We start from the raw sequence: 23,144 nt of genomic DNA on the forward strand, positions 1-23,144 counted from the left end.
ACTGCATCGACAACGGAACAGCAAATGAAGCACACCGAATCAAGCCAAGCCGCGGCGACCGAGACCGTCGTTCTGGACAGCAACGACAGCGTCTACGCGTCGCTGTGCAACAAGATCAATCTGAAGCCCGTGACCGAGGCGCGCCCGCTGGAGGCGTTCCGCGACAACGACATGCTGTCGGATGCCTCCGCTGACGAGCGCATCGCGCGCGGCATGGGCGCCTTTCTGGAACTGGTCTCCAAGGCTAGTCAGCCGGTCGAGCGTCTGGACAAATCGCTGCTTGACTTCCACATCGGGCAGATCGACCGGCAGATCAGCCGCCAGCTCGACGCGGTCATGCACCACCCGGAATTCCAGGCGCTCGAAGGCCGCTGGCGTGGCCTCAAGATGCTGGTCTCGCGCACCGACTTTCGCCGCAACGCCCGCATCGAGGTGCTCGATGTGTCCAAAGATGGGCTGCAGCGCGACTTTGAGGACACGCCCGAGATCATCCAGAGCGGCCTGTACCGCCTGACCTACATCGAGGAATACGACACCCCGGGCGGCCAGCCGATCAGCGCGCTGATCAGCGATTTCGAGTTCGACAACTCACCGCAGGACGTGGCGCTGCTGCGCAATGTGTCGAAGGTCGCCGCCGCCGCCCACATGCCGTTCATCGGCTCGGTCGGCGCGGCGTTCTTCGGCAAGCAGTCGATGGAGGAAGTCGCTGCCATCCAGGACATCGGCAACTACTTCGACCGTGCCGAATACATCAAGTGGAAGAGCTTCCGCGACACCGATGATGCCCGCTACGTGGGCCTGACCATGCCGCGCGTGTTGGGCCGCCTGCCGTACGGCAAAGACACCACGCCAGTGCGCGCCTTCAACTATGACGAAGCGGTCAAGGGCCCCGATCACGACAAGTACCTGTGGGTCAATGCTTCCTTCGCGTTCGCCGCGAACATGGTGCGCAGCTTCGTCTCAAACGGCTGGTGCGTGCAGATCCGCGGCCCGCAGGCCGGCGGCAAGGTCGAAGACCTGCCGGTGCACCTGTACGACCTGGGCACCGGCGCGCAGCCCAAGATCCCGACCGAGGTGCTGATCCCCGAGACGCGCGAGTTCGAGTTCGCCAACCTGGGCTTCATTCCGCTGTCGTTCTACAAGAATCACGACTTCGCTTGCTTCTTCTCGGCTAACTCCTCACAGAAGCCTGCGCTCTACGAGACCAAGGAAGCCACGGCCAACAGCCGCATCAATGCGCGCCTGCCGTACATCTTCCTGCTCTCGCGCATTGCGCACTACCTGAAGCTGATCCAGCGCGAGAACATCGGCACGACCAAAGACCGGCGCTTGCTCGAGATCGAACTCAACAACTGGATCAAGGGGCTGGTGACCGAGATGAAGGACCCGGGCGACGAGCTGCAGGCGTCGCACCCGCTGCGCGAAGCCAAGGTCATGGTGGAGGACATCGAGGACAACCCGGGCTTCTTCCGCATCAAGCTTTTCATCATCCCGCACTTCCAAGTCGAAGGCATGGACATCGGGCTGTCGCTGGTCTCGCAGATGCCCAAGGCCAAGAGCTGACACGGTGGTGACGGCTGTGTGATCCCCTGCTGCAAGCCGCAGTGGTGGCCACCGGCAGATTCCACCAGCCGGCCTCTGGCCGGTTTTTCGTCGTAGGCGACGGGGCGTGTAACCCGTCGAGATTCAGAAACAAGTCACTCCCCTCCAAAGCATGCGGATCGATAAACCGCTCTGGCACGAAGGCCTGATCCTGACGCAGCAGCACTTCCAGCAGCAGGAGCGCTGGAATGCGTTCGCCCAGCATCAACTTGCCGCGGCGGCACTGACCGAGCCGTGGGGGACGCTTGCCGTCGAGGTTGATGAGGAAGCGCTCGCGGCCGGACGCCTCAAACTCTCGCGCTTGAAGGTCCGCCTGCCCGATGGCACGCCGATCGACACGACGGTGGCCGACGCCTTGCCGGCGGCGCGCGATCTCACACAAGGGCTGCCGGCCGATCTGCAGAGCGTGGGCGTGCTGGTGGCGCTCGCGTTACCGGACGCAAACGGCAACAACTGCCGCTTCGACGAAACGACTCTGGCTCGGCCACGGCGCTTCTACCGCGAGTTCGTCAAGGTCACCGATCTGCACGGCACGGGCGAGGCCGAGGTCGCCGCCGGCCGGCACGCGCTGCGCCTGCTGTTCGATTTCGAGCCGCACGCGGACGACACCGTCTGCGCGGTGGCGCGTCTGAAGCGCACAGCGAGCGGCCAGTTCCAGGTCGATGCGCGCTATGTGCCGCCCTGTCTGACGCTCGTCGGTCACCCTTTGCACCTGGAGCGCATCACGCGTCTAGCCGATATCCTGGCCGCCAAGAGCGCGGCATTGGGCGCGCGGCGCAGTGAGCGCATCGAGCAGGTCGCCGAATACGGAGTGGCCGACGTGCAACTCTTCTGGCTGCTGCACTGCATTCACGCGGCGTGGCCGCAGTTGCGGTTCCTTGCCTCCCACCCCAACCAGCCACCCGAGCGGCTGTATGGCGTGCTGGCGCAGTTGGCCAGTGCGCTGACGACCTTCTCGACCAGCGCGCAGCTCACGGACATCCCCGCCTACGACCACGCGCACGCCGATGAGGTCTTCGCCAAGCTGGAGACCCTGATCCGCACGCTGCTCGACGCGATCATCCCATCGCGCGTCGTGTCGATTGGCCTCACCCGCAAGACGCCGACCCTGTGGGCGGGTCAGTTCCTCGACGAGCGCATTGTCGAGGGCGCGGCCGACTGGTATCTGTCGGTCAACGCGGCGATGCCGGCGTTCGATCTGGTCAAGCACTTCCCACGGCTGTGCAAGGTCGGCGCGCCCGACGACATCGAGCACATCGTCAACTCGGCGCTCACCGGTATACCGCTCTCGGCCGTGCAGCGTGTGCCTGCCGCCATCCCCGTGCGCCTGGACAACCATTACTTTGCTCTGGACGCGGGCGACCCGGCGCACGCGCGCATGCTCGCCGCCCGGGCCTGCGAAATCTACCTGCCCGCCTCGGTGCCCGAGGCCACGCTGGAACTCTACGCGGTGCTGCGCTCATGAAAGCCGCGCTCCCTCTTCCCAGCGCCCCTCACAGCACCCTTGCTGGAAGCCCACTGCTGGCCAATGATGCTGCCGTCTCCCACCCGACGGGCATCGGCCTGCGCGACCTGTTGCGCGATACGGCACTCGAGGTCACCACGCTTAGCGGTGGCGGCAAAACGGCCAATGGTCCCGATCTGCGCACACATTGCCTCAAGCTGATCTCGGACTTCCACGCGGCACTGGATTTGCTTGGCCTGCCAGCGGACGTGCGACAGGAAATCGCCATCGCCCAATGCGGGCTACTCGATGAGACGGCGCTGCGACACCTCCCTGCGGAGCAGAAGGCCGCCTGGGAAGCGGCTCCGCTGCAGGTCGAACTGTTCGAGCAGCATGACGCGGGCGAACGTGTGTTCGACCGGCTGGGTGAACGCATGCGTGAAGCCGCGCCGCACGTCGAGCTGCTGCAGTTCTATGCCGCCATTCTGGGGCTGGGATTCATCGGGCGCTATGCGCGCGAGGGCGAAACCAAGCTGACCGCGCTTAAGGCCGCACTCGCGGCCAAACTGGAGCAACTGAGCCCGGCAACCGCCCCGACCTTTGTGATCGACCGGCCCAAGCTGCGCCTGGCCGACCGGCTGAGCGCCCTCTCGCCTTGGGGCTTGGCCGGCCTCGCCTGCCTGGCGGCTGCACTGCTCTGGCTGGTCTGCAGCGCCGCGCTGGACGCGCAGCTCGCGCACCTGGCCTCCCAAGCCGCCCGGCCGTGAAGTCCGACCCACAGGTCGCTGAGCAGGCCGCGGCCCATGAGGCCGGCCGCTTGTCCCCCACGGCGAGCTCACCCACGCTCCATGGACTGGGGTATCCGCTGACGATGATCGTCACGCTGGGCACGGCGCTCGCGCTGGCAGTGCTGTGGCTGGTGCTGCCTGTCGGCACCGGTCTCGCGTGGCTGCTCACGGTCCTGATCCTAACGGCCGCCGCCGTGTTGGTTTGGCTGCATACGCGCGGGCGCCGCATCGCACGCGAGCAAAGCGCGAACGTCCTCGCCGCGCTGGGCGCCGCCGCTACGGACCTGCCGCTGGACCTGCGCGCGCGCATGCCGCTCGTGCTGGTCACGGGCGACGGCCTGCCAGCCATGTTCAACCGAGGTGCGCAAGCCCGTCTCGTTCACGTGGGCGATGGCGCCATCTGGGTGCGGGCCGATCAGCCCCAGCGCCTGCCGCAGTTGGCCGCTGCCCTGCGCCAGTGGCGCGACGGCCGTGCGCCGGACGGCATCGTGCTGGCAGTAGCGCCGGACCTGCAAGCCGATGCCGAGGTGCTCGCGCAGAAGCTGCGCCTGATCCGTCAAGCGGCATCCGATGCCTCCCGGCTGCTTGGCGTGAAGCTGCCCGGCTATGTGGCGGTCTACCAGCGGCGTGTTTTGGTACCCCTGGCGTCGCTGCAATGGGCGGGGGTGTCGTCAGCGGTTCCCATCACCGGTGCTGAACGCTTCGAAGCCGTGGTCCAGGCCGCCGAGTCCAACGTCCAACGCTCACCCGAGGATCGTTTCTGCGCTGCTCGTGCCGCAACACTGGCGTCCCTTGCGGATTGGACCCAGCAGGTCATCATCGGCGCGCTGCAGGACCGTCGGCAGCCCGCCAGGCCCTGGCCCCTGTACGGTATCGGCTGGATCGACTGCGGTCCCACCAGCCTGTCTGGCGGGCCCTGGGAACGCGATATCGAACTGCGCACGCGCGTTGCCCCTGCGCCGCTGACTCACTCACCGCTGCCATGGCCCTTGCCGCAGCCGCTCATCGAGGCAATCCCCCGGCGACCGTGGGTGTCACCGCGTTTGGCCGCCTTCGCTCACGCCGTGGCACTTACGGCTTGTGCGCTGGCCGCAGCGACCTGGGGTGCCGCGAAAAACAACGAGGGACTGCTCGCGCGCGTGGGCACCGATCTGGCGCAATACAGGGCCATTCCCTCCACGAACGATACGGCCCGGCGCAATGCCCTGGCCACGCTCGTGGCCGACCGCGATCAGCTGGAGCGGTATGTGCGCACGGGCGTGCCGCTGCGCCTGTCTTTCGGGATGTACCGGGGCGCAGCGTTGGTCCCAGCGCTGAATGCCGCGATCGCCTCGTACCAGCCGCCGCCCGCGCCGCCGGCGATCGTGACGCTTGACAGCATGTCGCTCTTCGACAGCGGCCGCGCGCAGCTCAAGGCCGGCTCGAACCGGGCCCTGGTGGGCGCGCTCGAGATGATCAAGGCCCATCCGGACAAACGCATTCTCGTTGCCGGCCACACCGACAACGTAGGCGACGCCCGGAGCAACCTGACCCTGTCAACCGCGCGTGCGGGCGCCGTGCGCGACTGGTTAGTGGATGCCTCCGGCATCGCGGCCACGCGCTTTGCGATCCAGGGGATGGGCGACACTCGGCCCGTGGCGGACAACGGCACGCCAGAAGGGCGAGCCCGCAATCGGCGGGTGGAGATCACGCTGATCCCGGACACCGCGCAGCCCTAGCAGCCTGTTTAGCCCTCGAAGCCTTGTGCTTCGGGACTGGGAAGCTCGGGGATTGGCTCCGAGCGCTTTAAGCAGTACGAAGAAGGAGAAGCAGCATGGCAATTCCAGCCTATATGTGGCTCAAGGACGACGGCGGCGCCGACATCAAGGGTTCGGTGTCAGTGCAGGGACGCGAAGGCAGCGTCGAGATCGTCGCGTTCGATCACGGCGTGCACATCCCGACCGATGGCAACACCGGCAAGCTGACGGGTACCCGCGTGCACAAGCCGATTACGCTGACCAAGGAAACCGACGCATCGACGCCGTACCTGTACAAGGCCGTCACCAGCGGCCAGACGCTCAAATCGGTCGAGATCAAGTGGTACAAGATCGATGACGCGGGCAAGGAGAAGGAGTACTTCAACACCAAGCTCGAGAACGTCAAGATCGTGGCCGTGCGCCCCAAGATGCTCGACATTAAGAACCCTGACTACGAGAAGCACAATCACCTCGAAGAGGTCGAGTTGCGCTACGAGACCGTCACATGGTCCTACAAGGACGGCAATATCATCCACAAGGACACCTGGAACGAGCGCTCCTGACGCCAATTCCCGGGCCGGTTTCCAGCTCGCACCTCCTCCCGCGAATACTCCGGCCCGTCTGCCTTGAGTGCGTCTGTGCATCTCCGCATGGACTGTTCTGTTTTGGGCAATCTCCCCTATTCCTGCATCTGGCATGACCATGGCATCGCGCGACACCACTTCCCTGCTTCGCCGGCTCAACCCGCACTGCGCCGCCGCGCTCGAAGCGGCCGCGAGCCTGTGCCAGACCCGGCTGGCCGATGAAATCTCCATCGAGCATTGGCTACTCAAGCTGCTCGAGGCGGGCGATGGTGATATCCCGGCGATCCTGCGTCACTATGAGATCGACTCCGCCCCACTCTGGGATGCGCTGATTGAGACCATCAACCACGCACCGCGCACGGCGCGCGGCAAGCCTGCACTGTCCATGCAGCTCGCCACCGTCCTGGCCGATGCCGCAACCTGGGCGTCTTCGGACAAGCTGGATGGCCCCATCCGCTCGGGCAACCTGCTGCAGGCGATTGTGGATGCGCCCCACGTGCTGCGCGCGCGCAATGCCTGGCCATTGCTGTCCGTCTCCAGCGCCCAGATCCGCCACCTCCTGCCACGGCTGGACCACCTGACATGCGAAGCCGCAAGCACGCTGCCGCCCATCGAAGAGGCTCTTGCGCCGGCGTCGACCACAGCCGACCGATCGCCATCGCCGGCACCACGCGCCAGCACCGGCAAGGACACCGCTCCTGCGGCCCGCTCGCAGCAGGGCGAAGCCCTTGAGCGGTTCACCATCGATCTGACTGACAAGGCCCAGCGCGGACAAATCGACCCCGTCTTCGGGCGGGACACCGAAATCCAACAAGTCGTCGACGTACTTGCGCGCCGGCGCAAGAACAATCCGATCCTGGTGGGCGATCCGGGCGTCGGCAAAACGGCGCTCGTCGAGGGGCTGGCGCTACGCGTGGCCGAGAGGTCGGTGCCCAAGGTGATCCGCGACGTGCGCATCCTGACGCTGGATTTGGGACTGCTGCAGGCGGGGGCCGGCGTCAAGGGTGAATTCGAGCAGCGCCTCAAGAACGTGATCGACGAGGTGCAGGCCTCGCCCGTGCCGATCCTGCTCTTCATCGACGAAGCGCACACGTTGATTGGCGCGGGGAACGCTGCCGGTGGCGCGGATGCGGCCAACCTGCTCAAGCCGGCGCTGGCGCGCGGCGAGCTGCGCACCATCGCCGCCACCACGTGGTCCGAGTACAAGGAATATTTCGAGCGCGATGCGGCGCTCGAGCGGCGCTTCCAGCTTATCAAGGTCGATGAGCCTGATGATGAGGCGGCCTGCTTGATGCTGCGCGGGCTGGCCACCCGCTATGCGACGTACCACAACGTTCACATCCGCGACGAGGCCTTGGTGGCGGCCGTCAAGCTCTCACGCCGCTACATCCCTGCCCGTCAGTTGCCCGACAAGGCCGTGGACCTGATCGACACGGCCGCCGCGCGTGTACGCATGGGGCTGGAATCGCCCCCGGCGCCGCTGCAGCGCGCCCGTGCCGCGCTTGCAGCATTGGAGCTGGAGCGCACCACGCTCGACGCCGACCAGCATGCTGGTGAGGACCCGGCGCCAGCACGGCGCGCGGCGCTCGAGTCCGCCATTGCCGATGCCAAGCAAAAGCTGGCCGCGCTTGAAGAGCGCTACGCCCGAGAACGGATGCTCGTCACGGCGCTGCACATGCAACGCGACGGCGAGACCCCCTCCGCGCAAGCGCTTGCGGACGCGAAACAGGCGCTGGCCCAGGCGCAGGGCAAAGTGCCACTGGTCTTTGCGGATGTGGACGCACGCGCAGTTGCGCGCGTAGTGGCCGAATGGACGGGCGTGCCCGTCGGCAACCTGGTCGAGGATGAGCTGCGCAGCCTGCTCTCGCTGGAAGCACGACTCGCTGAGCGCGTGGTTGCGCAGGATGACGCCATGGCAGCACTCGCCGAGGGGCTGCGCACCGCCCGCGCCGGACTCAAGAACGAGCACGCGCCGCTGGGGGTGTTCCTGTTCGCGGGCCCCTCGGGCGTGGGCAAGACAGAGACTGCCCTGGCGCTGGCCGATGTGCTCTTCGGCGGACAGGCGGCGCTAACCGTCATCAACATGTCCGAATACCAGGAAGCGCACACGGTGTCGCAGTTGAAAGGCTCGCCTCCAGGGTATGTGGGCTATGGCCGCGGTGGCGTGCTCACTGAAGCGGTGCGCCAGCGCCCGTACAGCGTGGTGCTGCTCGACGAGGTAGAGAAGGCCCACCGGGATGTACTGGACCTGTTCTACCAGGTCTTCGATCGCGGCGAGATGCGCGATGGCGAAGGGCGCGACATCGATTTCCGCAATTGCGTGATCCTGATGACTTCGAACCTGGGCAGCGCTCGGATTGATGAGGCCACGGCCGAGGACCCCGCCATCTCGCAGGCAGCGTTGCTTGAGACCATTCATCCAGAGCTGGTGGCGCACTTCCAGCCGGCCCTGCTCGCCCGCTTCCAGACGCTGGTGTACCGCCCGCTTGGGGCGGAAGCGATCGCGTCAATCGTGCGCTTGAAGCTGGCCAAGGTGGCCGAACGGCTGCAGCGCCAGCATGGCGTTGTGCTGGCCAGCGATGACGCGCTGGTCGGCGCTCTGGCCGAGCTGTGTGTGGCGCGCGATTCGGGCGCGCGCAACGTCGATGCGTTCCTGAACCAGAAGATCCTGCCCGCCGTCTCGCGCGAACTGCTCTCGCGCATGGCTGACGGAACCACCCCCGCGCAAGTGGTGCTGTCGATGGACGCCAATGGCAACCTCGTCATCGACTTCGTGGACCACCACGAGGCACCGGATCATGCTGCAGCCGCGCCCCCAGCGCTGGCTTCGTGAGGCCCACACCATGCCCACCGGCCCTTCGCTGTACGACGTGCTGCTCGGCCACATCGACGGCACGCCGCTCGGTGCCTACGACGACAAGACCCTCGAAATCCTGAGCGTACAGGCGAATATCCGCCGCATCCTCAATACCCGCGCGGGCGCGCTCAAGCACGTGCCGGACTATGGGCTGACCGACCTCACGGAGATCTACCGCAACCTGCCGGCGTCGCTGCACGACCTCAAACGTCAGATGGAGGGCGCGCTGCTCGCTTACGAACCGCGTATCCGGGCGGTCAACGTCGAAATCGACGAATCGCCCGATCCCGGGCTGCTGGTCAGCTTCGTGCTGACCTGCCACCTCAAGAAGGCCGGGCTGGTGCGGTTCGGCACGGTGTTCGAGCCGCCGGGGCGCATGCGGGTGCAGCAGTTGCGGCAGGGGCGCTGGTAGCGCTGGTCTTCCGGCGGGATTACAGAGTTCTGTCACCCGCGACGGGTCGTTACCCGCTGGAAATGGCCACACCTTCCGTAAGCTCGCTCGCAACCTGGCACACAAGGAAATTCGCGAATTCACATATCGTTTTTCACGATTTTTTCCTTATAAATCAACGGCGGCACTATACAACTTTGGTAGGCGCTGACCTGCGAGAAGTGAAAACTGCCGTGAAATCAAGGCATGGCTATACAACTTTGTTTTTCATCATCACCGGCGTGTTGAAATTGCAATTTCGCTCTAGCGCGCCGCCCCTCAGGAACTGGGCATCGCTGCCATCCAGACATCTGGCGCCCTCGATGACCGTCCGTCAGGTGCCGTCATCATCCAAGCTGCTGACGACATCAACCGCTTGAGAAATCATGAATTCGATCAATCCGCCCGTGTCATCGTCGCTCGCGTCGTTTTGCAGTTGACCGTAGCTCTCGTGATTCTGCGTCGGGTCTTTGTCGGCCAACACGTGCCGAAGCCAGTCGTCTATTCGACCGAGGATCGTCTTCCATTGCCGCCGTACTGGATTCTCGGCAGGCGCCTCACTGCCTTCGCTTCGTGACTGCAAGATAAAGGGGAGCTGAGATCCTAGAATTTTTTGGCCATATATCACTCTCCCGAGCCTGCAAGAGTCCGGCTTCGCCCATGCAATTCCGCGTGGGCGCACCGCTCGGGAGATCCCGTGAATTCCTCATTTTCAACCACGCTCGTGGTTTGCTTGACCGTCGTCCTTCTTGCCCTCCTCGCGCTGGGCGTGTACTGGTGGAAGTTTCGCAAAGACAAACCGCGACACCCCCCAACGCGCCCGCCTGAAGCCGCTTGGCGGCCCGACCCCCGTTCATTCGATCCGTACGGCGATGAGTGGGAATCATTGGCGCCCTACCCAGAGCACGTTACACGCGCCGTACACCAGGCGCATGCGTTCGGGCGGGTTGGCCGGCATGCAGCCGCCTTTCCTCCCTCACACAACGATGCGCGCTTCGATGCCCGGCAACCCGACCAGGAAGCCCCCGAAGAGGAGGATTTGTGGAAAGCGTCGCAGCAGGAGAGCTACCCCACCCCCTCGCCGCCAGCCTCCGAGGAGCCGGGCAGCACGCAAGTCCGTTGTCCGCACTGCCGCTCCACGCGCGTCGAAGCGCTCAACCTTGCCCGCAAGGCGGGCAGTACGATCGGCAGCGTCGCCGGGGCGACGAGCGGCGTGGCGATGGCGATATCGGGCGCCGAAATGGGCGCGACGGTGGGTGCCGTTGGTGGCCCTATTGGTTCGATTTTTGGAGGCCTGGCAGGCGCGGTGATTGCCGGCCTGGTGGGCAGCGCCGCCGGGTGCGCTGCGGGCTCCGCTGTCGGTGCTGCGATCGATGACAACGTGCTTCAGAACCACCTGTGTCGCGCATGCGGCCACGCCTTCAACATCCATCAGGAATGAGCCGCGCATCGTCCGGCTTCCTACCTCGCGTTCCCTCTTTCCAAACGATCCGCAACCGCCTGGCCGTGGCCGGGCTTTATGCCGGATCGATCTGCTTACAGGAATCCACCATGCATCTTGTCTCTTCCATGGCCTATGTAGGCCAGCAGCCCTGGCACGGCCTTGGCAACCAACTCACTCCCAATCAACCCGTTGAGGTGTGGGCCGAACGTGCCGGTATGAATTGGACCATCGAATCGTCCGAGGTTCGCTTCGTCACCGGCAACGGCACACTGGGCGCCATCCACGCCTACCCTGACCAGAAGGTGCTTTACCGATCCGACACCAAGGCGCCTCTTTCTGTCGTCTCCGCGCGCTATCAGGTTGTACAGCCGTTGGAGGTTCTGGACTTCTACCGGGACCTGACCGAGGTCGGCGGCTTCGAGCTGGAGACGGCCGGCGTGCTCAAGGAGGGCCGCAAGTTTTGGGCGCTCGCCAAGACCGGCCAGACCGGCACGCTCAAGGGCAAAGACACGATCAATGGCTACCTGCTGCTCGCCACGGCCTGCGATGGCACGTTGGCGACCACCGCGCAGTTCACGTCGATCCGCGTCGTCTGTAACAACACGCTGCAGATCGCGTTGGGCAACGGTACAGGCGTCGTCAAGGTGCCGCACCGCAGCCAGTTCGATGCGCAGGCGGTCAAGCGCCAGCTCGGTATCGCCGTGTCGTCCTGGGACGCTTTCATGGCCCGTACCAAGGCGCTGGCCGAACGCAAGGTGACCGATTCCGCTGCGCAAGCATTCTTCCGGCGCGTGTTGACATATCCGACCACCAATTCGTCCGACCGTGCCGCGCTCGCCGTCAACGAACGGGCGATCAAGGCGGTCGAGCAGCTTTACGCGGGTCGCGGCAAGGGTGCGCAGTTGCCCTCTGCTGCCGGTACAGCCTGGGGCTTGGTCAATGCCATCACCGAGTACACCGACCACCACCGCCGCGCGCGCAGTGAAGACCACCGCCTTGATGCGGCCTGGTTCGGCCAAGGCGCCACCCTGAAACAGAAAGCATGGGACGAAGCGCTCCGGCTCGTGGTGTAGCTGTCGTCCGCTTCTCCTTCCTCATCTACCGGCCCGGTCGAGTTCGCTCACCGGGCCTTGTTTCTTTCTGGAGGCTGTATGAGTGCCCTCGAAACCATCCCGCCCAGACCCCGACGCCCCGCGCTCAAGCTGGTCAAGACCACCGAGCTGTCCCGCGCCGACTGGCTGGAAGTCCGTCGAACCGGCATCGGTGGATCGGATGCTGCCGCTGCGGTTGGCTTGAATCCGTTTAAGTCGCAAACGGAGCTTTGGCTGGAGAAGACCGGCCGCGATGCCGACCTGCCCAAGCCCGATCCCAACGACACCACCGAGCCCGTGTATTGGGGCACGTTGCTCGAGCCCATCGTGGCCGCTGCGTATTCCAAACAGACGGGCAACCGTGTGCGTCGCGTCAACGCCGTGCTGCGCCACCCCACGGTGCCCTTCATGCTCGCCAACCTGGACCGCGAAGTCATCGGTGTGCCAGGGGTGCAGATTTTGGAGTGCAAGACCGCAGGGCAGTTCGGTGCGCGTCACTGGGGGGACGGTCCCCCGGAGTATGTCGTTCTCCAAGTCCAACACCAGTTGGCAGTCACGGGCAAGCAAGCGGCTGACGTGGCGGTGCTGCTGTGCGGCCAGCAGTTGGCTGTCTACCGCATCGAGCGCGATGACGCGTTGATCGCCAACCTCATCGCTCTGGAAGCCGAATTCTGGCGCTACGTCGAGAAGGATGTTCCACCACCGGGCGACGGCTCCGAGTCCGCCGACCGTGCACTGCGTTGTCTGTACCCGGCCGACCACGGCGGCACGATCGACTTCTCGGGCGATCGCCAGTTGAGCGCGGTGTTCGCCGATCTGGTGGCCGTGCGTGAGCAGATCGAAGCCCAGGAAATCGCCGCCGCCCGGCTCAAGCAAACCATCCAGTCCGCCATGGGCGACGCCTCCCGGGCGCTGTTTGAGACCGGTGAAGTGACCTTCAAGCGCAGCAAGGACGGCACGGGGATCGATCTCGAACGGCTGCTGGCCGATCACCCAACGCTGGCGCAGCAGTACGCCATCCCCAAAGCCGGCTCGCGCCGCTTCCTCATGTATCCCTAACGGAGTTTCCCAATGTTGAAAGGACTCGCACTCACGCCGCCCGTCATTGGGCGGATTTCCATCGGCCGCGTGGTCGAGAAGAACGGCAAGCGTCTGCCGGAGAAGGACGACCAGTTCACGTTAACCACCCAGGTGCAGAACAGGGGGGATTGGGTATTGCACCCGCTCAATGAGGCGTTGCGCAAAGCCGCACCGGGCAAGCTGCGCGCGATCCCGGTTCGGCTGCTGTTCAACGATCCGGATCTGAACCTGCGTGCCGAGTACACGTTGTTCGATCGGGAGACCGGGCGTCCTGTCTGTGTGGGCAACGGCGAGCGGTGCAAGCGCGCGGAGGAAGGCGGGATTGCGATCCTGCCGTGTCCATCGCCAGATGGTTGCCAGTTTGGTGGCCCAGGCGGCTGCAAACCGTATGGACGCCTGAACGTCATCGTGGGTGATGAAGACGAGATGGGTAGCTTCATTTTCCGCACCACCTCGTATAACTCAATCCGCACGCTAGCGGCACGGCTGCATTACTTCAGTGCGGTGTCGGGCAACCTGCTGGCCTGCCTGTCGCTCGAACTGAAAATCAGGGGCAAGTCCACCACGCAAAGCTACCGCGCGGCGATCTATTACGTTGATCTGAGTGTTCGCGCGGGGATGACACTGGAAGCAACGATCACCGAAGCGAGGGAACTGGATGCCCGCCGCAAGGCCAGCGGGTTCGATCAGACCGCCTTGGATGCAGCGGCCAAGATGGGCTTTGCCAACGGCACCTTCGAAGACAGCCCGGAGGAAGCGGCAGCCATCGCGGAGGAGTTCTATCCCGAGCCGGCACAGGGCGATCCGCAGCCGGGCGCGGACTGCGCCGCCAACGAAACGCCCGGGCCAGCCCCAACCCTGCGCGACAAGCTGGACCGCAAGGCAGCGCTGCTGGGTGGATCGGCGGCATGAGCCGGGGCGCCGGCTGGGTGCTGGCGTTCACGGCGACCGGCACCGCGCTGTGTCTGTCGGTGCTCGCCGGCTGGCAGCGCGGCGGAACCTTGGCCGAGCGGCTAGTGTGGATCGCGATCGGAATGGTGTTGGTCGCTTGCGCGCATCTGCTGCCGGCGCTGGTTCGGCAGGCGTCAATTGGTATACGCAGCGCGGCGCTTGTCCTGTGGCTGGCCTGCATGGCCGCTGCGGGGTTCGGGCACGCGACTGTCTTCCTGCTGGCGCAGCGACATGCCGGGGAGCTGCGGGCTTCGGCTGTTCCAGTGGCAGAGGCGGCACCGGCTGGTCGCAGTCTCACGGCCGTCATGGCAGAGCGGGCCGACGTCGTGGCACGGCTGGCGACGGTCACGGCGCAGCGTTGTGCCGGCAACTGCACGACGCTGGAAGCGCGTCGGGTCACGCTGACAGCCAGGCTCGATGCGCTGGATGCCGAAGCGCTGGACGTGCGACGCCAGATGGCCGAACGCGACCGCGCAACGACTGAGCGCGACGCGCGACTGGCCGATCCGGTCACGGCGCGACTCGCGGCGCTACTGGGCACGACTGCCGCCCGCATGGAGTTGCTGAGCGCGCTCGCCTTTGCGGCGGTCCTGGAGGGCGTCGCCTGCCTGCTGTGGACGCTGGCTTTGGGGCCACAGCCTCCAGAAGCCGCCAGTCATAGCGTCGTCACGGGCAGTCACGCGCCCGTGGTCGCGCAGGGAAACGCGTTACTCGCCACGGCCGCTGACGCGACTGACGTGACGCTGGAGCCCACGCCTGCCGTCGCACAGCGTCACACGGAAGCGGCAGAGCGTCACGTACCGCACGACGATCCAGTCACCGGACTACTCACCGACGCCTCACACGACGCCGACGTGACGCAGCTCGCGCAGGCCGTCGCGGCCGGGCGTGTCCGTCCCACCGTCACCGGTATCCGCCAATTCCTCGGCTGCTCCCAGGCCCGGGCCATTGCGCTGCGTCGCCAGCTCGCCGTGCGTTCCCCAGCGGCATAGCGCCGGGCTTGCCGCCCAGCGTCTGTTGTTCCGTTTCTTTCCCTTTATTCACTTGGGCGTGCCCGGTTCCGGTTGGCCCGGAGGCCGGCGCACGCCCATTTTCTTGCTGGAGTTGTCATGGATGACACCGCGATGGTTGACATGAAGGCAGCGGCCTTACGCCGCTCCAATGGTCAAGTCGTCTACTTTCTGTTCGAGAACACGCACGAGAAGAACCTGTACCCGGACGACCCCGACTGGCGCTGCATCGCCATGGGTTCCTACGAGCAGGTGCTGTTCCGGATCTTCCAAAGCGCCGCCCTGTGCGAAGTCGGCGCATTCCACGAACCCGGCCTTCTGCCAGAAACGCTCATTGCACGCGGGCAACGTGCCTTACGCACCCCGCTCACCATGCGGGATGTCCCGGTGCGGGTGGAGCCAGCCCGGCCTGACGCGCAGGACGGGGCGTGGGGCCGGTATCGTGCCGACGCGGCTGCGGTGCTGGACCGCCACGGACGCCCGGATCTCAAGACGCTATGGACAGCCGGGCAGTCCTTCACGCTGGGGCTCGTGGCGGACCTCGATGTAGTGCAGGCACTGCACGGTCCGGGTGGCGCCATCCCGCCCTGGCATGCCGTGCGGCTGGAGCAAGCGCAGGCGCCTGCCGCCCCGGAACTGGCGCCGCCGAAGAAGGCCGGGCGGGGCGCCCTGCCCGAGGTGGTGATGTGGGCACTGGATGGGTACATGCGCGTCGGCAGGATTGGCGCTCAGCCACTGGGCCTCCTGGACGCCAAGTACAACGCTGTCAGGGACTTCCTGTGCCAACACGTCTACCCGCTGGAGCTGCGGCGCACGGGCGTCTCGGCGGGCCTGATCCGGGGCTTCCGCCAAGCGTACCAAGCGGCGCCTGATCTGCCCGATTCGGTGCGACTCACGATCCGCTGCAGTGGAACCGTCATCGCGCGTGCGCAGCAGTGGGAAGTCGCGCACCAGATCGCTGCTGCACTCGGCGCAGCCCCCGGAACGGACGTCACCGTCACGCTGGGCGAGTTGCGGCGCGTCGCTGCGCTGTGCGATCTGTGGTTGCTCAGTGCCGGGCAACTGCAGTGGGATGAGGCTTCCCTCCCTTGCCGCACGCAGACCGGCGGTGCGCTCGCCGCAGCGGCATAAGCGCCGGGCACAGGCCCGGCAGATTCCCTTCTTTCCTCACCGCCGAGCACGGCCCCGGTGTGCCCGGCAGGCACGCGCTCGCCCACCCTTCAAGGAGTTCCCCATGGGGGCAACCATCATCATCGGCATGAAGGCCGCTGCCTTTCGTCGGCCAGACGGTCGCGTCACGTACCTTCTGTTCGAGCACACCTACGAGAAGAACCTGTACCCGCACACGCCGCGCTGGTCCTGCGTCGCCATCGGGGCCTATGAGGACGTGCTCAAGCGCATCTTTGAAGGCGCCGCTGCCTGCGAGGGCGGCTCGCTTCGGGCACGCACGCGCACCTTGATCCCCGAGCGCTTCCTCCAGCGCTGGCAGCGCGAGTTGCGCGCACCGGTCACCATGCCGGACGTCCCGGTACCCGTGCGAACCACACTGCCCTACGCCTCTGACGACGAGAACGCCCAATACCAGGCGCAGGTCTATTCGGTACTGGGCGCTCAGGGTCGGCCGGATCTGGCCGATGGGTTCCAGTCCGACCGGGCGATCACGCTGGCGCTCCACGCGGACATCGATCTGGTCGTGGCGCTGTATGGCGCAGGCGGCCCGGGCTCGTCCTGGCACGCGGTCACGGCCGAGCAAGCGTTGACGGTTCCCATGGCGGAGCTGGCGCCGCCCGCTGCCACCCAGCAGGTGGTGCCGCCGGCCTTCGAGGTGTGGGCGCTGGATGAGAACGTACGGGTTGGCAGCGTTGGCGGCGAACCCGTTGAGGTGCTGGGCTGGGAATACCGCGCGGTGGGCAATTTCATGCTCCGGTACGTCTATCCGCTTGAACTGCAACGCACGGGGGTCGCTGGCGCTCTGATCCGCAAGTTCCGGGATGCCTGCACGGCGGCCCCGAGATTGCCGGATGCGACCCGCTTGACGTTGCGCCTGGGGGACGCGCCCGACACACGACCCTGGCAACTCGAACGCGCGATGGCGCTGGCCATGGCGCTGGGCGTCAATCAGGACGCCGCCGTCAGTGTCACCCTAGGTGACATCCGGCGTATCGGCGGCGTGTGGGATCTGCAGTCGCTCAGCCCTGCACAACTGGTCTGGGACGAAGCGTCGATCACCGGAATCTCCCCCAAGCCCGTCAGCGCGGCATAACGGCCGGGCACGCAGCCAGTCTGCACCCGGCCCTCTTCTTTCCCCTCCATCACGACTTGCGTATGCGCGTCTGCCGCAGGCCTGCGCACGCCGTTTTACCGGAGTTCTCCACCATGTGCGTTTCCGTTCGTCCGTTGCCCGTCCTGCTGATCCATCACGGCCCACCGGCCACCGTGTCCAGTCCGACTCCACGGCCGGCGCCCGCGCGTCAGGTCTGCGCGCTCACCGCAGCGAAGCCCTCACCTGCAATGGCGCTGTCCCAGCACCGCTCTCACCGATAACCCACCCGGAGACATGTCATGTCCGATAGGGAAACCACCAACCCCGTGCTGTCGCACAACCGCACCGTCCTGCTCAATGCGCTGCGCGAGGCCGGGGCCGCCTCCGCAGTCCCCGAAACGAGGGCAACCCCATGAACAGCCGGCAACGCCGCAAGGCATATCGCCGCATGCCGGGCATCGGCACGGCCGTCGAACGCACCCTGCCGTCCGGAATCACCACGCCGATGGTCGTGATGGCCTACGTCCAGAGCGAGCGCGGCAACACCGTCAGCACCTGGCGTGTGCGCACGAAACATCGCTTTCAGGACACGACCTATCTGCCGCTCATTGCTGGGCTGTATGCCCCGCTTCCTTACGACTGACAGGATTCTCATGAACACCACCACCGAACTCGTCCCGAGCATCAGCATCACGAACCTTGCCAACCAGCGCACGGCCGTCGTCGAACGCGTGCGTCAGGCGCTGGACCTGCTCTGCGAGGCACAAGACCTCGCCAAAGCAGCCCACCTTGGCTTCCCGAGGCTGGTCCTGGACAGCAGCTATGCGCACCGGGGCTCCATCACGGTGACGGGCGACTATGCCAAGCGTGCTGAAGCCGAACAGGCCATGCTGCACACCATCGATGCCCAGGGGTGGAACTACCTGCTCTGTGAATCGGGCCTGCGCACCTTCATGGATGCCCGTGCTCGCGCACAGTGGCAGCAGCAGATTGCCGATGGCGAGGTTCCCGAGCTGACGGCGGCGAACATCGAAGCGACCTTCACCGAGCTTCACAGCGCCCGTGGCGACATGTTTGAGCGCGGCGTACTGGAGTGCTTCCGCAGGCTGTCGTGGAACTACAAGACCAACCAGCCTTTCAAGTTCGGCAAACGCATCATCCTCAAGTCGCTCTTCAGCTACGGCTCTTTGAACCACAACGGCACGAACGAACTCGACGACCTGTTGCGCGTGTTTCACGTGCTCGACGGCAAACCGGAAGCCGATCACCGTGCCGGCGTCTACTACCTGATCAGCCACGCGCGAGGGCAACGGCAGACCGAGGCTGAGAACGACTATCTACACCTGCGCTGGTTCAAGAACGGCAACGGGCACCTAAGCTTCAAACGGCCAGATCTGGTCAACAAGGTGAACATGATCTTGGCCAAGCACTACCCCAACGCGCTGCCCTCCCGGGCGCGCTAATGCCCGGGCGCGTCCTGCGTCCGGCTTCTTTCCTCCCCTTTTTCATCCGCGACCTTGCATCCGGCTTTGACCGGAGGCCAGCGTTCGTCCACCTTCAGGAGAACACCATGACGGAGCCATCCGTACCCACTGTGATCCCGCCACGCTTGCCGCTCGGGCATCTGCTGGCGACACCCGCCGCCGTTGCCGCCTTAGGCGTAGCCGGCGTCTCGGTCTTCAAACTGTTAAACCGCCACGCCCGACATGATTGGGGCGACCTCTCTGACGAAGACCGCCAACAAAACGACCAAGCTGCCGCCAACGGCCAGCGCGTGCTGTCCAGTTACCCGTTGGGCAAGGGGCTCAAGGTGTGGATCATCACCGAGGGGGATCAGGACCAGCGCGTGACGACCGTTCTGTTGCCGGAGGACTACTAGCCGTCAGCGCGGCAGCGCCGTCATCGGCGTATCCAGAAGGGTATCGAGGAAGGCGTGCGGGTCGGCTTCCAACACTCGCAGGAAATCGAGCAGTTCCACCACGTCCAGGCGGCGGGCGCCACTCTCGACCTTGGACACGAAGGCTTGGGGCCGCCCGATCCGATCGGCAACGTCCTGCTGCAGCCACCCGCGCTGCTTGCGCAGGTCAGTGAGCAGTTTCGCAATCCGCTGATAGCGAGGGTCGTGGATCGGGTGGGTCATGCCAAACATTCTAGATACACATACGCGATATTCTTTATCCGTATACGCTATATTCAGGGAGATTCACATGTTTCAAATCGTCTGGCTGTCCGGCGTCGCCGTGACAGCGCTCGGCATCGTCTTCGACATGCGCCGGTTGCGGGCCAATCGCGTCGGTCTCCCGGCTGCGGGCTGGGTCTTCGCATCCGCGTGCATCGGGCCAGTCGCTGGCGCGGTTTATTTGCTCCAGCGCCGCAGTGTGCGGCGTGCGCTGATCGAGGCGGCCTGGGCGCTCGTCGGGGATGCACACCAACCCGCTCACGTGCGCCGCGAACGGCTGATCGCGCTGGAGCGCAGCGGTGTGTTGGGCACGCCGATCTTCCGGGCATGCCTGGCTGAGCTGGATGCGGAAGCCACAGATCCGCTGCATGTAACGACCGAGGAGGACACCGACCAGGCCATGTAAGAGGCAACGCAACCAAGCCAAGCAACACGCGTCCGCGGGAGTGCCTAGCCGGAGAGCCCTCCGAGCCGGGCATTCACTCCGCACAACACAACAAGGGGGTCTACAAATTGAACACCAATCGAAACCTGGGGATTTCCAAGCTCGCATTGAGCGTCGTGATGTCCGCCGTCCTCGCAGCGTGCGGCGGCGGAGATGGTGGTAGCACTACAAGCACCGGCGCTGCGACGTCGCCGGCCGCCAGTCCGCAAAGCCTGACGGGCACCGTGGCAGTCGGCACGGCGTTGGCAAACGCCAAGGTTGTCGTTGTTGACGCCAAGGGCAACACCGCATCGACCACCAGTGACACCAACGGCAGCTACACGGTGCCGCTCTCGGGCCTCACTGCTCCGCTGCTGATTACCGTCAATGACCCGGCCGGTATCTCGCTGCCGCTGTATTCAGTGGTCGCCAGTACGGCGACGGGCAGTTCCGCACCGGTCGTTGCCAACGTGACGCCACTGACCACGGCCGTCACCGCGCAGCTCACCGCCGATGGCAATCCGGGAGGCTTGGCAACGTCTTCTGCGCTGGCCGGCGTGTCTGCTTCTGCCATCGCTGCCTCGGTGGCGAAGCTCAATGCCGCGCTGTCGGCCATCCTGGCTGCCAGGGGGGTGGATGCCGGCTCGTTCGATCCCATTGGAGGCGCCTTCACGCCGAACCAGACGGGCGCTGATGCTGTCATCGATGCAGTCACCATCACGCAATCGACCACGGGCAGCGGCTTGCAGCTCTCCAGCGTGGCGGACCCGAACACGGCAATCCAGTTGAGCCAAAACGCCACGTCTACTGCGACCCTCACGGTGCCGCCACAGCCAGCCAATTATCTGGCGACGCTGGTTTCGCAACTGGGCCAATGCTTGGCCGGTACGGTCTCGGCTTGCTCCACAGCCATTGATGCGAGCTACTTGAACCAGGGCTTCGCTACCTTTCAGGCGCGCCATCCCGGCATCTCGGCAGCGGGTTCGAAGCTGACGGGCGTGAAGACGGTAACGTTCCTCAAGCCCAACACGCTGCCGAACATCACCGGGAATGCCGCACTGGTGTATTTCCTGTTCACCGACGCGACGGGCGTGGCGAACTTCGCCAGCGACATCGTGCAGCAGCGCTCCGATGGCACCTGGGACATCATCGGCAACCAGGAGCAATTCAACCTGTACATCGCTTCGTTCCTGGGCCGCAAGCAGTTCCTCAACGCGGCTGACACTGGCAACGGGCGTCTCGAATCGGGGTTGGATATTCGGATTCCCGCGACCTTCACTGCGGGCAGCACGACCACCACCATCACATCGGCCTCGGTGCAAGGCCCTGGCCTTCCGGCCGGCGGAATCTACCTGACGAACATCGATCCGCAGTTCAATCCGCGCCTGACGTTCCCCACGCCAGCATTGACGGCGCCGTTTGTCGTCAACGGTCCGGTGCCCAGGCCTGACATCGGCATGTCGACGCAGTACAAGTGGTCCTGGGCATCGCTGTCGGGTGGAAACAGCGCCTACGCACCCAACGGGCTGGCTGAGTATGCATCGCAGCCGGGGGATGTCTCCAGCATTGCGCAGTACGGCGTCTACACCGTCACGCTGTACGACGCGACCGGGACAGCCATCGGCACGCCGCAGAAGGTGCTCAATGTCGGCCCCAACGCGGCAGCCGCAGCGGGCATCCATGCACCGTGGCAGACACTGAGCAACACGACGATCGGCAATTACCTGACAGCCAGCACTACGGGGCCGGGATGCCAAGGCAACCCCGCTACGGTGACGTGGACCAACCCGGCCAATGCGCCGGCCTATCCGAACCTGTGGGCGGCCTTTGCTTCGTCCTTCCCGCGATCCGTTGTCAACGGCGTGCCCTCGGCACTGGAATCCGCCGTGGCGATCAACTCAGCCGCGCCAACCACCAATAGCGATGGCTCGTTGTCCTCGGTCATCGCCAATGCCCGTGGCGGCCTGACGGCAACCGCGAGCTGCGGCGCGGTCAACGTCCAGCAGGTGCAACTGGGCTGGCAAGCCGGTGGGCTCTACCTCAGCAATTCCTGGCAATTCAACAACTGAAGCATGACGCAGAACGGCAACCCGCCCTCAAGAGGCGGGCAACCGTGACGGGGAGCGCTTGGGCCGTGTCTGTTTCTCAGGCGCGGCTTTTTTACGGCCACCGTCACCAACACCGAACCCATCACTCTCACTCCAAGGAATCTACGCATGAATACCATTCTGCATTCAGCACGTCGCGTGCTGGCCCTGTGCGCTCTCGCCACTGGCGCACTGCTCCTGAACGCCTGCGGCAATCCCACCCTGGACTACCGCAACGCCGAGATCGTCAACGGCAAGGTCTACGCAAAGGGGGCCGACTCACCCTTCTCCGGGAAAGTCGCCAATGTCCCGCTGATGACCGCCACCTCGGGTCAGACGGGTTTCAACAAGATATTCCACGTCCTCGGCCTGTACTTTCCTGTTACGCCAATCGGAAGCATGGGGCTCACGTCGCTCTGTGAGGTTCCCGTGAGCGACGGTTTGCCGGATGGCAAGGTCACGTGCAAGCAGGCGCGATCGGACATCGTTCGTGCGCAATTCTCGTTCAGCAACGGCACGCTGGATGGATCGTTCAAGCTCAACGCACCGAACGGCGACGACGTTTTCTCCGAGGTCGATTTCAAGGATGGCCAGCCCAACGGCAAGCAACGCCTCTATACGTTGGACACCCACAAGCTCGTGCACGTGATCCCATGGGAGAGCGGCGTCATGCAGGGCAGAGAGGAAGGTTTCGATCCGGGCACAGGCAAACTCATCGCACAGCTCGACTGGAAGGACGGCAAGATGGATGGCGTCTATCGAACCTACGACGCCAACGGAAACGTGGTGGAAGACGCGCGCTACGCGGCGAACAAACGAATCGACACGCCGCCGGCAGCCACTTCGGCGGACCTTGATACGGCCACAGCAAAATCAACCACCACGGACAATCGCAACGATTGGCCTACGGAAAGCAATGCCTGCACCGAGCGCTGGTCAGCAGCCTTCACAAAAGCAAACGGTGAAGACACTCCCGTGAGTTCCCAGCAAGCGTGGGACTGGGTGGACCAATGCCGCGCCGGAAAAGAACCGAAGTAGTGGTGTGGCGCCTCCAGCCACCTTTACCGAGTGTGGCCCCTCTGCAAAGGAGGAGCCACGCCGGCACTATTTTTTTGCTCAATGGCAAGTGAGCGTCATACGGCGCCATTGCACGTGAGCATGCTAGCTAGACTTG

General features: G+C 65.0%; 22 protein-coding genes. 20 read left to right on the forward strand and 2 right to left on the reverse strand.

The genetic code is table 11. The features are described from left to right. Positions 1–24 precede the first annotated feature (24 nt). From tssC to tssE, 7 genes are all read left to right on the forward strand, one after another. Positions 25–1,563 carry a type VI secretion system contractile sheath large subunit gene (gene tssC, locus ACS7SF_RS09910; RefSeq protein WP_439889632.1) on the forward strand — a complete coding sequence of 513 codons (1,539 nt, stop codon included), beginning with the start codon at positions 25–27 and terminating at the stop codon, positions 1,561–1,563. Positions 1,564–1,714: 151 nt separating this feature from the next. Then, entirely contained in the window at positions 1,715–3,067 is a 1,353-nt protein-coding gene (gene tssK, locus ACS7SF_RS09915; protein WP_439889633.1) for a type VI secretion system baseplate subunit TssK, read from the forward strand. After that, complete coding sequence (locus ACS7SF_RS09920) at positions 3,064–3,813, forward strand: DotU family type IV/VI secretion system protein (RefSeq protein WP_439889634.1); 750 nt, start codon at positions 3,064–3,066, stop codon at positions 3,811–3,813. The genes tssK and ACS7SF_RS09920 overlap by 4 nt, the downstream gene beginning before the upstream one ends. Positions 3,814–3,917: 104 nt before the next feature. Next, the gene (locus ACS7SF_RS09925) at positions 3,918–5,552 is read left to right on the forward strand and encodes an OmpA family protein (RefSeq protein WP_439889635.1); all 1,635 of its coding nucleotides are present in this window, start codon (positions 3,918–3,920) and stop codon (positions 5,550–5,552) included. Positions 5,553–5,647: 95 nt separating this feature from the next. Further along, positions 5,648–6,133, forward strand: coding sequence for an Hcp family type VI secretion system effector (locus tag ACS7SF_RS09930; RefSeq protein ID WP_021193806.1), 486 nt, complete (start codon positions 5,648–5,650; stop codon positions 6,131–6,133). 139 nt (positions 6,134–6,272) lie between these two features. Then, positions 6,273–8,987 (forward strand): type VI secretion system ATPase TssH, encoded by a 2,715-nt coding sequence (tssH, locus tag ACS7SF_RS09935; RefSeq protein ID WP_439892735.1) that lies wholly within the window; start codon positions 6,273–6,275, stop codon positions 8,985–8,987. 10 nt (positions 8,988–8,997) lie between these two features. Then, positions 8,998–9,423 carry a type VI secretion system baseplate subunit TssE gene (gene tssE / locus ACS7SF_RS09940; RefSeq protein WP_439889636.1) on the forward strand — a complete coding sequence of 142 codons (426 nt, stop codon included), beginning with the start codon at positions 8,998–9,000 and terminating at the stop codon, positions 9,421–9,423. Positions 9,424–9,775: 352 nt separating this feature from the next. Here tssE and ACS7SF_RS09945 read toward each other — a convergent pair whose 3' ends face one another. Beyond that, entirely contained in the window at positions 9,776–9,925 is a 150-nt protein-coding gene (locus ACS7SF_RS09945) for a hypothetical protein (protein ID WP_439889637.1), read from the reverse strand. 240 nt (positions 9,926–10,165) lie between these two features. Between ACS7SF_RS09945 and ACS7SF_RS09950 the strand changes: the two genes are divergently transcribed. The 10 genes from ACS7SF_RS09950 (at position 10,166) to ACS7SF_RS09995 (ending at position 19,159) form a co-directional block, all read left to right on the forward strand. Beyond that, positions 10,166–10,882 (forward strand): hypothetical protein, encoded by a 717-nt coding sequence (locus ACS7SF_RS09950; protein WP_439892736.1) that lies wholly within the window; start codon positions 10,166–10,168, stop codon positions 10,880–10,882. Between the two features lie 110 nt (positions 10,883–10,992). Further along, entirely contained in the window at positions 10,993–11,958 is a 966-nt protein-coding gene (locus ACS7SF_RS09955) for a DUF932 domain-containing protein (RefSeq protein WP_439892737.1), read from the forward strand. Between the two features lie 78 nt (positions 11,959–12,036). Then, complete coding sequence (locus ACS7SF_RS09960) at positions 12,037–13,035, forward strand: YqaJ viral recombinase family protein (protein WP_439889638.1); 999 nt, start codon at positions 12,037–12,039, stop codon at positions 13,033–13,035. Between the two features lie 12 nt (positions 13,036–13,047). After that, positions 13,048–13,968, forward strand: a complete 921-nt coding sequence (locus ACS7SF_RS09965; RefSeq protein ID WP_439889639.1) for a recombination directionality factor — start codon at positions 13,048–13,050, stop codon at positions 13,966–13,968. After that, a complete protein-coding gene (locus ACS7SF_RS09970) occupies positions 13,965–14,999 on the forward strand; it encodes a hypothetical protein (protein ID WP_439889640.1) in 1,035 nt (344 codons plus the stop codon). Before ACS7SF_RS09965 ends, ACS7SF_RS09970 begins: the two co-directional genes overlap by 4 nt. Before the next feature lie 117 nt (positions 15,000–15,116). Then, the gene (locus ACS7SF_RS09975) at positions 15,117–16,148 is read left to right on the forward strand and encodes a hypothetical protein (protein ID WP_439889641.1); all 1,032 of its coding nucleotides are present in this window, start codon (positions 15,117–15,119) and stop codon (positions 16,146–16,148) included. 103 nt (positions 16,149–16,251) lie between these two features. Next, positions 16,252–17,280: a hypothetical protein gene (locus ACS7SF_RS09980; protein ID WP_439889642.1), complete on the forward strand. Its 1,029-nt coding sequence runs from the start codon at positions 16,252–16,254 to the stop codon at positions 17,278–17,280. 412 nt (positions 17,281–17,692) lie between these two features. Next, positions 17,693–17,923: a hypothetical protein gene (locus ACS7SF_RS09985; RefSeq protein WP_439889643.1), complete on the forward strand. Its 231-nt coding sequence runs from the start codon at positions 17,693–17,695 to the stop codon at positions 17,921–17,923. Between the two features lie 10 nt (positions 17,924–17,933). Next, on the forward strand, positions 17,934–18,743 hold the full coding sequence (locus ACS7SF_RS09990; protein WP_439889644.1) for a DUF4942 domain-containing protein: 810 nt from the start codon (positions 17,934–17,936) through the stop codon (positions 18,741–18,743). Positions 18,744–18,850: 107 nt separating this feature from the next. Further along, positions 18,851–19,159: a hypothetical protein gene (locus ACS7SF_RS09995; protein WP_439889645.1), complete on the forward strand. Its 309-nt coding sequence runs from the start codon at positions 18,851–18,853 to the stop codon at positions 19,157–19,159. A 3-nt stretch (positions 19,160–19,162) separates the two neighbouring features. On the opposite strand, the gene ACS7SF_RS10000 is transcribed toward ACS7SF_RS09995, so the two are convergent. Then, on the reverse strand, positions 19,163–19,420 hold the full coding sequence (locus ACS7SF_RS10000; RefSeq protein ID WP_439889646.1) for a helix-turn-helix domain-containing protein: 258 nt from the start codon (positions 19,418–19,420) through the stop codon (positions 19,163–19,165). A gap of 67 nt (positions 19,421–19,487) precedes the next feature. Between ACS7SF_RS10000 and ACS7SF_RS10005 the strand changes: the two genes are divergently transcribed. The 3 genes from ACS7SF_RS10005 to ACS7SF_RS10015 all read left to right on the forward strand — a co-directional run bounded on the left by ACS7SF_RS10005 (position 19,488) and on the right by ACS7SF_RS10015 (position 23,008). Beyond that, positions 19,488–19,865, forward strand: coding sequence for a hypothetical protein (locus tag ACS7SF_RS10005; protein WP_439889647.1), 378 nt, complete (start codon positions 19,488–19,490; stop codon positions 19,863–19,865). A gap of 158 nt (positions 19,866–20,023) precedes the next feature. Next, the gene (locus ACS7SF_RS10010) at positions 20,024–21,952 is read left to right on the forward strand and encodes a cell wall anchor protein (protein WP_439889648.1); all 1,929 of its coding nucleotides are present in this window, start codon (positions 20,024–20,026) and stop codon (positions 21,950–21,952) included. Positions 21,953–22,099: 147 nt separating this feature from the next. Beyond that, entirely contained in the window at positions 22,100–23,008 is a 909-nt protein-coding gene (locus tag ACS7SF_RS10015) for a toxin-antitoxin system YwqK family antitoxin (RefSeq protein ID WP_439889649.1), read from the forward strand. The last annotated feature ends 136 nt before the right edge of the window (positions 23,009–23,144 follow it).

It is taken from the genome of Ralstonia sp. 25C (genome assembly GCF_051904805.1).
GTDB lineage: Bacteria > Pseudomonadota > Gammaproteobacteria > Burkholderiales > Burkholderiaceae > Ralstonia.

What these genes read in the sequence shown, in the direction of transcription:
- ACS7SF_RS09995 (WP_439889645.1), top strand. Translation starts at nt 18,851, where the DNA reads ATGACGGAGCCATCCGTACCCACTGTGATCCCGCCACGCTTGCCGCTC.
- tssC (WP_439889632.1), top strand. Translation starts at nt 25, where the DNA reads ATGAAGCACACCGAATCAAGCCAAGCCGCGGCGACCGAGACCGTCGTT.
- tssE (WP_439889636.1), top strand. Translation starts at nt 8,998, where the DNA reads ATGCCCACCGGCCCTTCGCTGTACGACGTGCTGCTCGGCCACATCGAC.
- ACS7SF_RS09975 (WP_439889641.1), top strand. Translation starts at nt 15,117, where the DNA reads ATGGATGACACCGCGATGGTTGACATGAAGGCAGCGGCCTTACGCCGC.
- ACS7SF_RS09990 (WP_439889644.1), top strand. Translation starts at nt 17,934, where the DNA reads ATGAACACCACCACCGAACTCGTCCCGAGCATCAGCATCACGAACCTT.
- ACS7SF_RS09980 (WP_439889642.1), top strand. Translation starts at nt 16,252, where the DNA reads ATGGGGGCAACCATCATCATCGGCATGAAGGCCGCTGCCTTTCGTCGG.
- ACS7SF_RS09965 (WP_439889639.1), top strand. Translation starts at nt 13,048, where the DNA reads ATGTTGAAAGGACTCGCACTCACGCCGCCCGTCATTGGGCGGATTTCC.
- ACS7SF_RS09930 (WP_021193806.1), top strand. Translation starts at nt 5,648, where the DNA reads ATGGCAATTCCAGCCTATATGTGGCTCAAGGACGACGGCGGCGCCGAC.
- ACS7SF_RS10010 (WP_439889648.1), top strand. Translation starts at nt 20,024, where the DNA reads ATGTCCGCCGTCCTCGCAGCGTGCGGCGGCGGAGATGGTGGTAGCACT.
- ACS7SF_RS09985 (WP_439889643.1), top strand. Translation starts at nt 17,693, where the DNA reads ATGAACAGCCGGCAACGCCGCAAGGCATATCGCCGCATGCCGGGCATC.
- ACS7SF_RS10015 (WP_439889649.1), top strand. Translation starts at nt 22,100, where the DNA reads ATGAATACCATTCTGCATTCAGCACGTCGCGTGCTGGCCCTGTGCGCT.
- ACS7SF_RS10005 (WP_439889647.1), top strand. Translation starts at nt 19,488, where the DNA reads ATGTTTCAAATCGTCTGGCTGTCCGGCGTCGCCGTGACAGCGCTCGGC.
- ACS7SF_RS09925 (WP_439889635.1), top strand. Translation starts at nt 3,918, where the DNA reads ATGATCGTCACGCTGGGCACGGCGCTCGCGCTGGCAGTGCTGTGGCTG.
- tssK (WP_439889633.1), top strand. Translation starts at nt 1,715, where the DNA reads ATGCGGATCGATAAACCGCTCTGGCACGAAGGCCTGATCCTGACGCAG.
- ACS7SF_RS10000 (WP_439889646.1), bottom strand. Translation starts at nt 19,420, where the DNA reads ATGACCCACCCGATCCACGACCCTCGCTATCAGCGGATTGCGAAACTG.
- tssH (WP_439892735.1), top strand. Translation starts at nt 6,273, where the DNA reads ATGGCATCGCGCGACACCACTTCCCTGCTTCGCCGGCTCAACCCGCAC.
- ACS7SF_RS09960 (WP_439889638.1), top strand. Translation starts at nt 12,037, where the DNA reads ATGAGTGCCCTCGAAACCATCCCGCCCAGACCCCGACGCCCCGCGCTC.
- ACS7SF_RS09955 (WP_439892737.1), top strand. Translation starts at nt 10,993, where the DNA reads ATGCATCTTGTCTCTTCCATGGCCTATGTAGGCCAGCAGCCCTGGCAC.
- ACS7SF_RS09970 (WP_439889640.1), top strand. Translation starts at nt 13,965, where the DNA reads ATGAGCCGGGGCGCCGGCTGGGTGCTGGCGTTCACGGCGACCGGCACC.
- ACS7SF_RS09920 (WP_439889634.1), top strand. Translation starts at nt 3,064, where the DNA reads ATGAAAGCCGCGCTCCCTCTTCCCAGCGCCCCTCACAGCACCCTTGCT.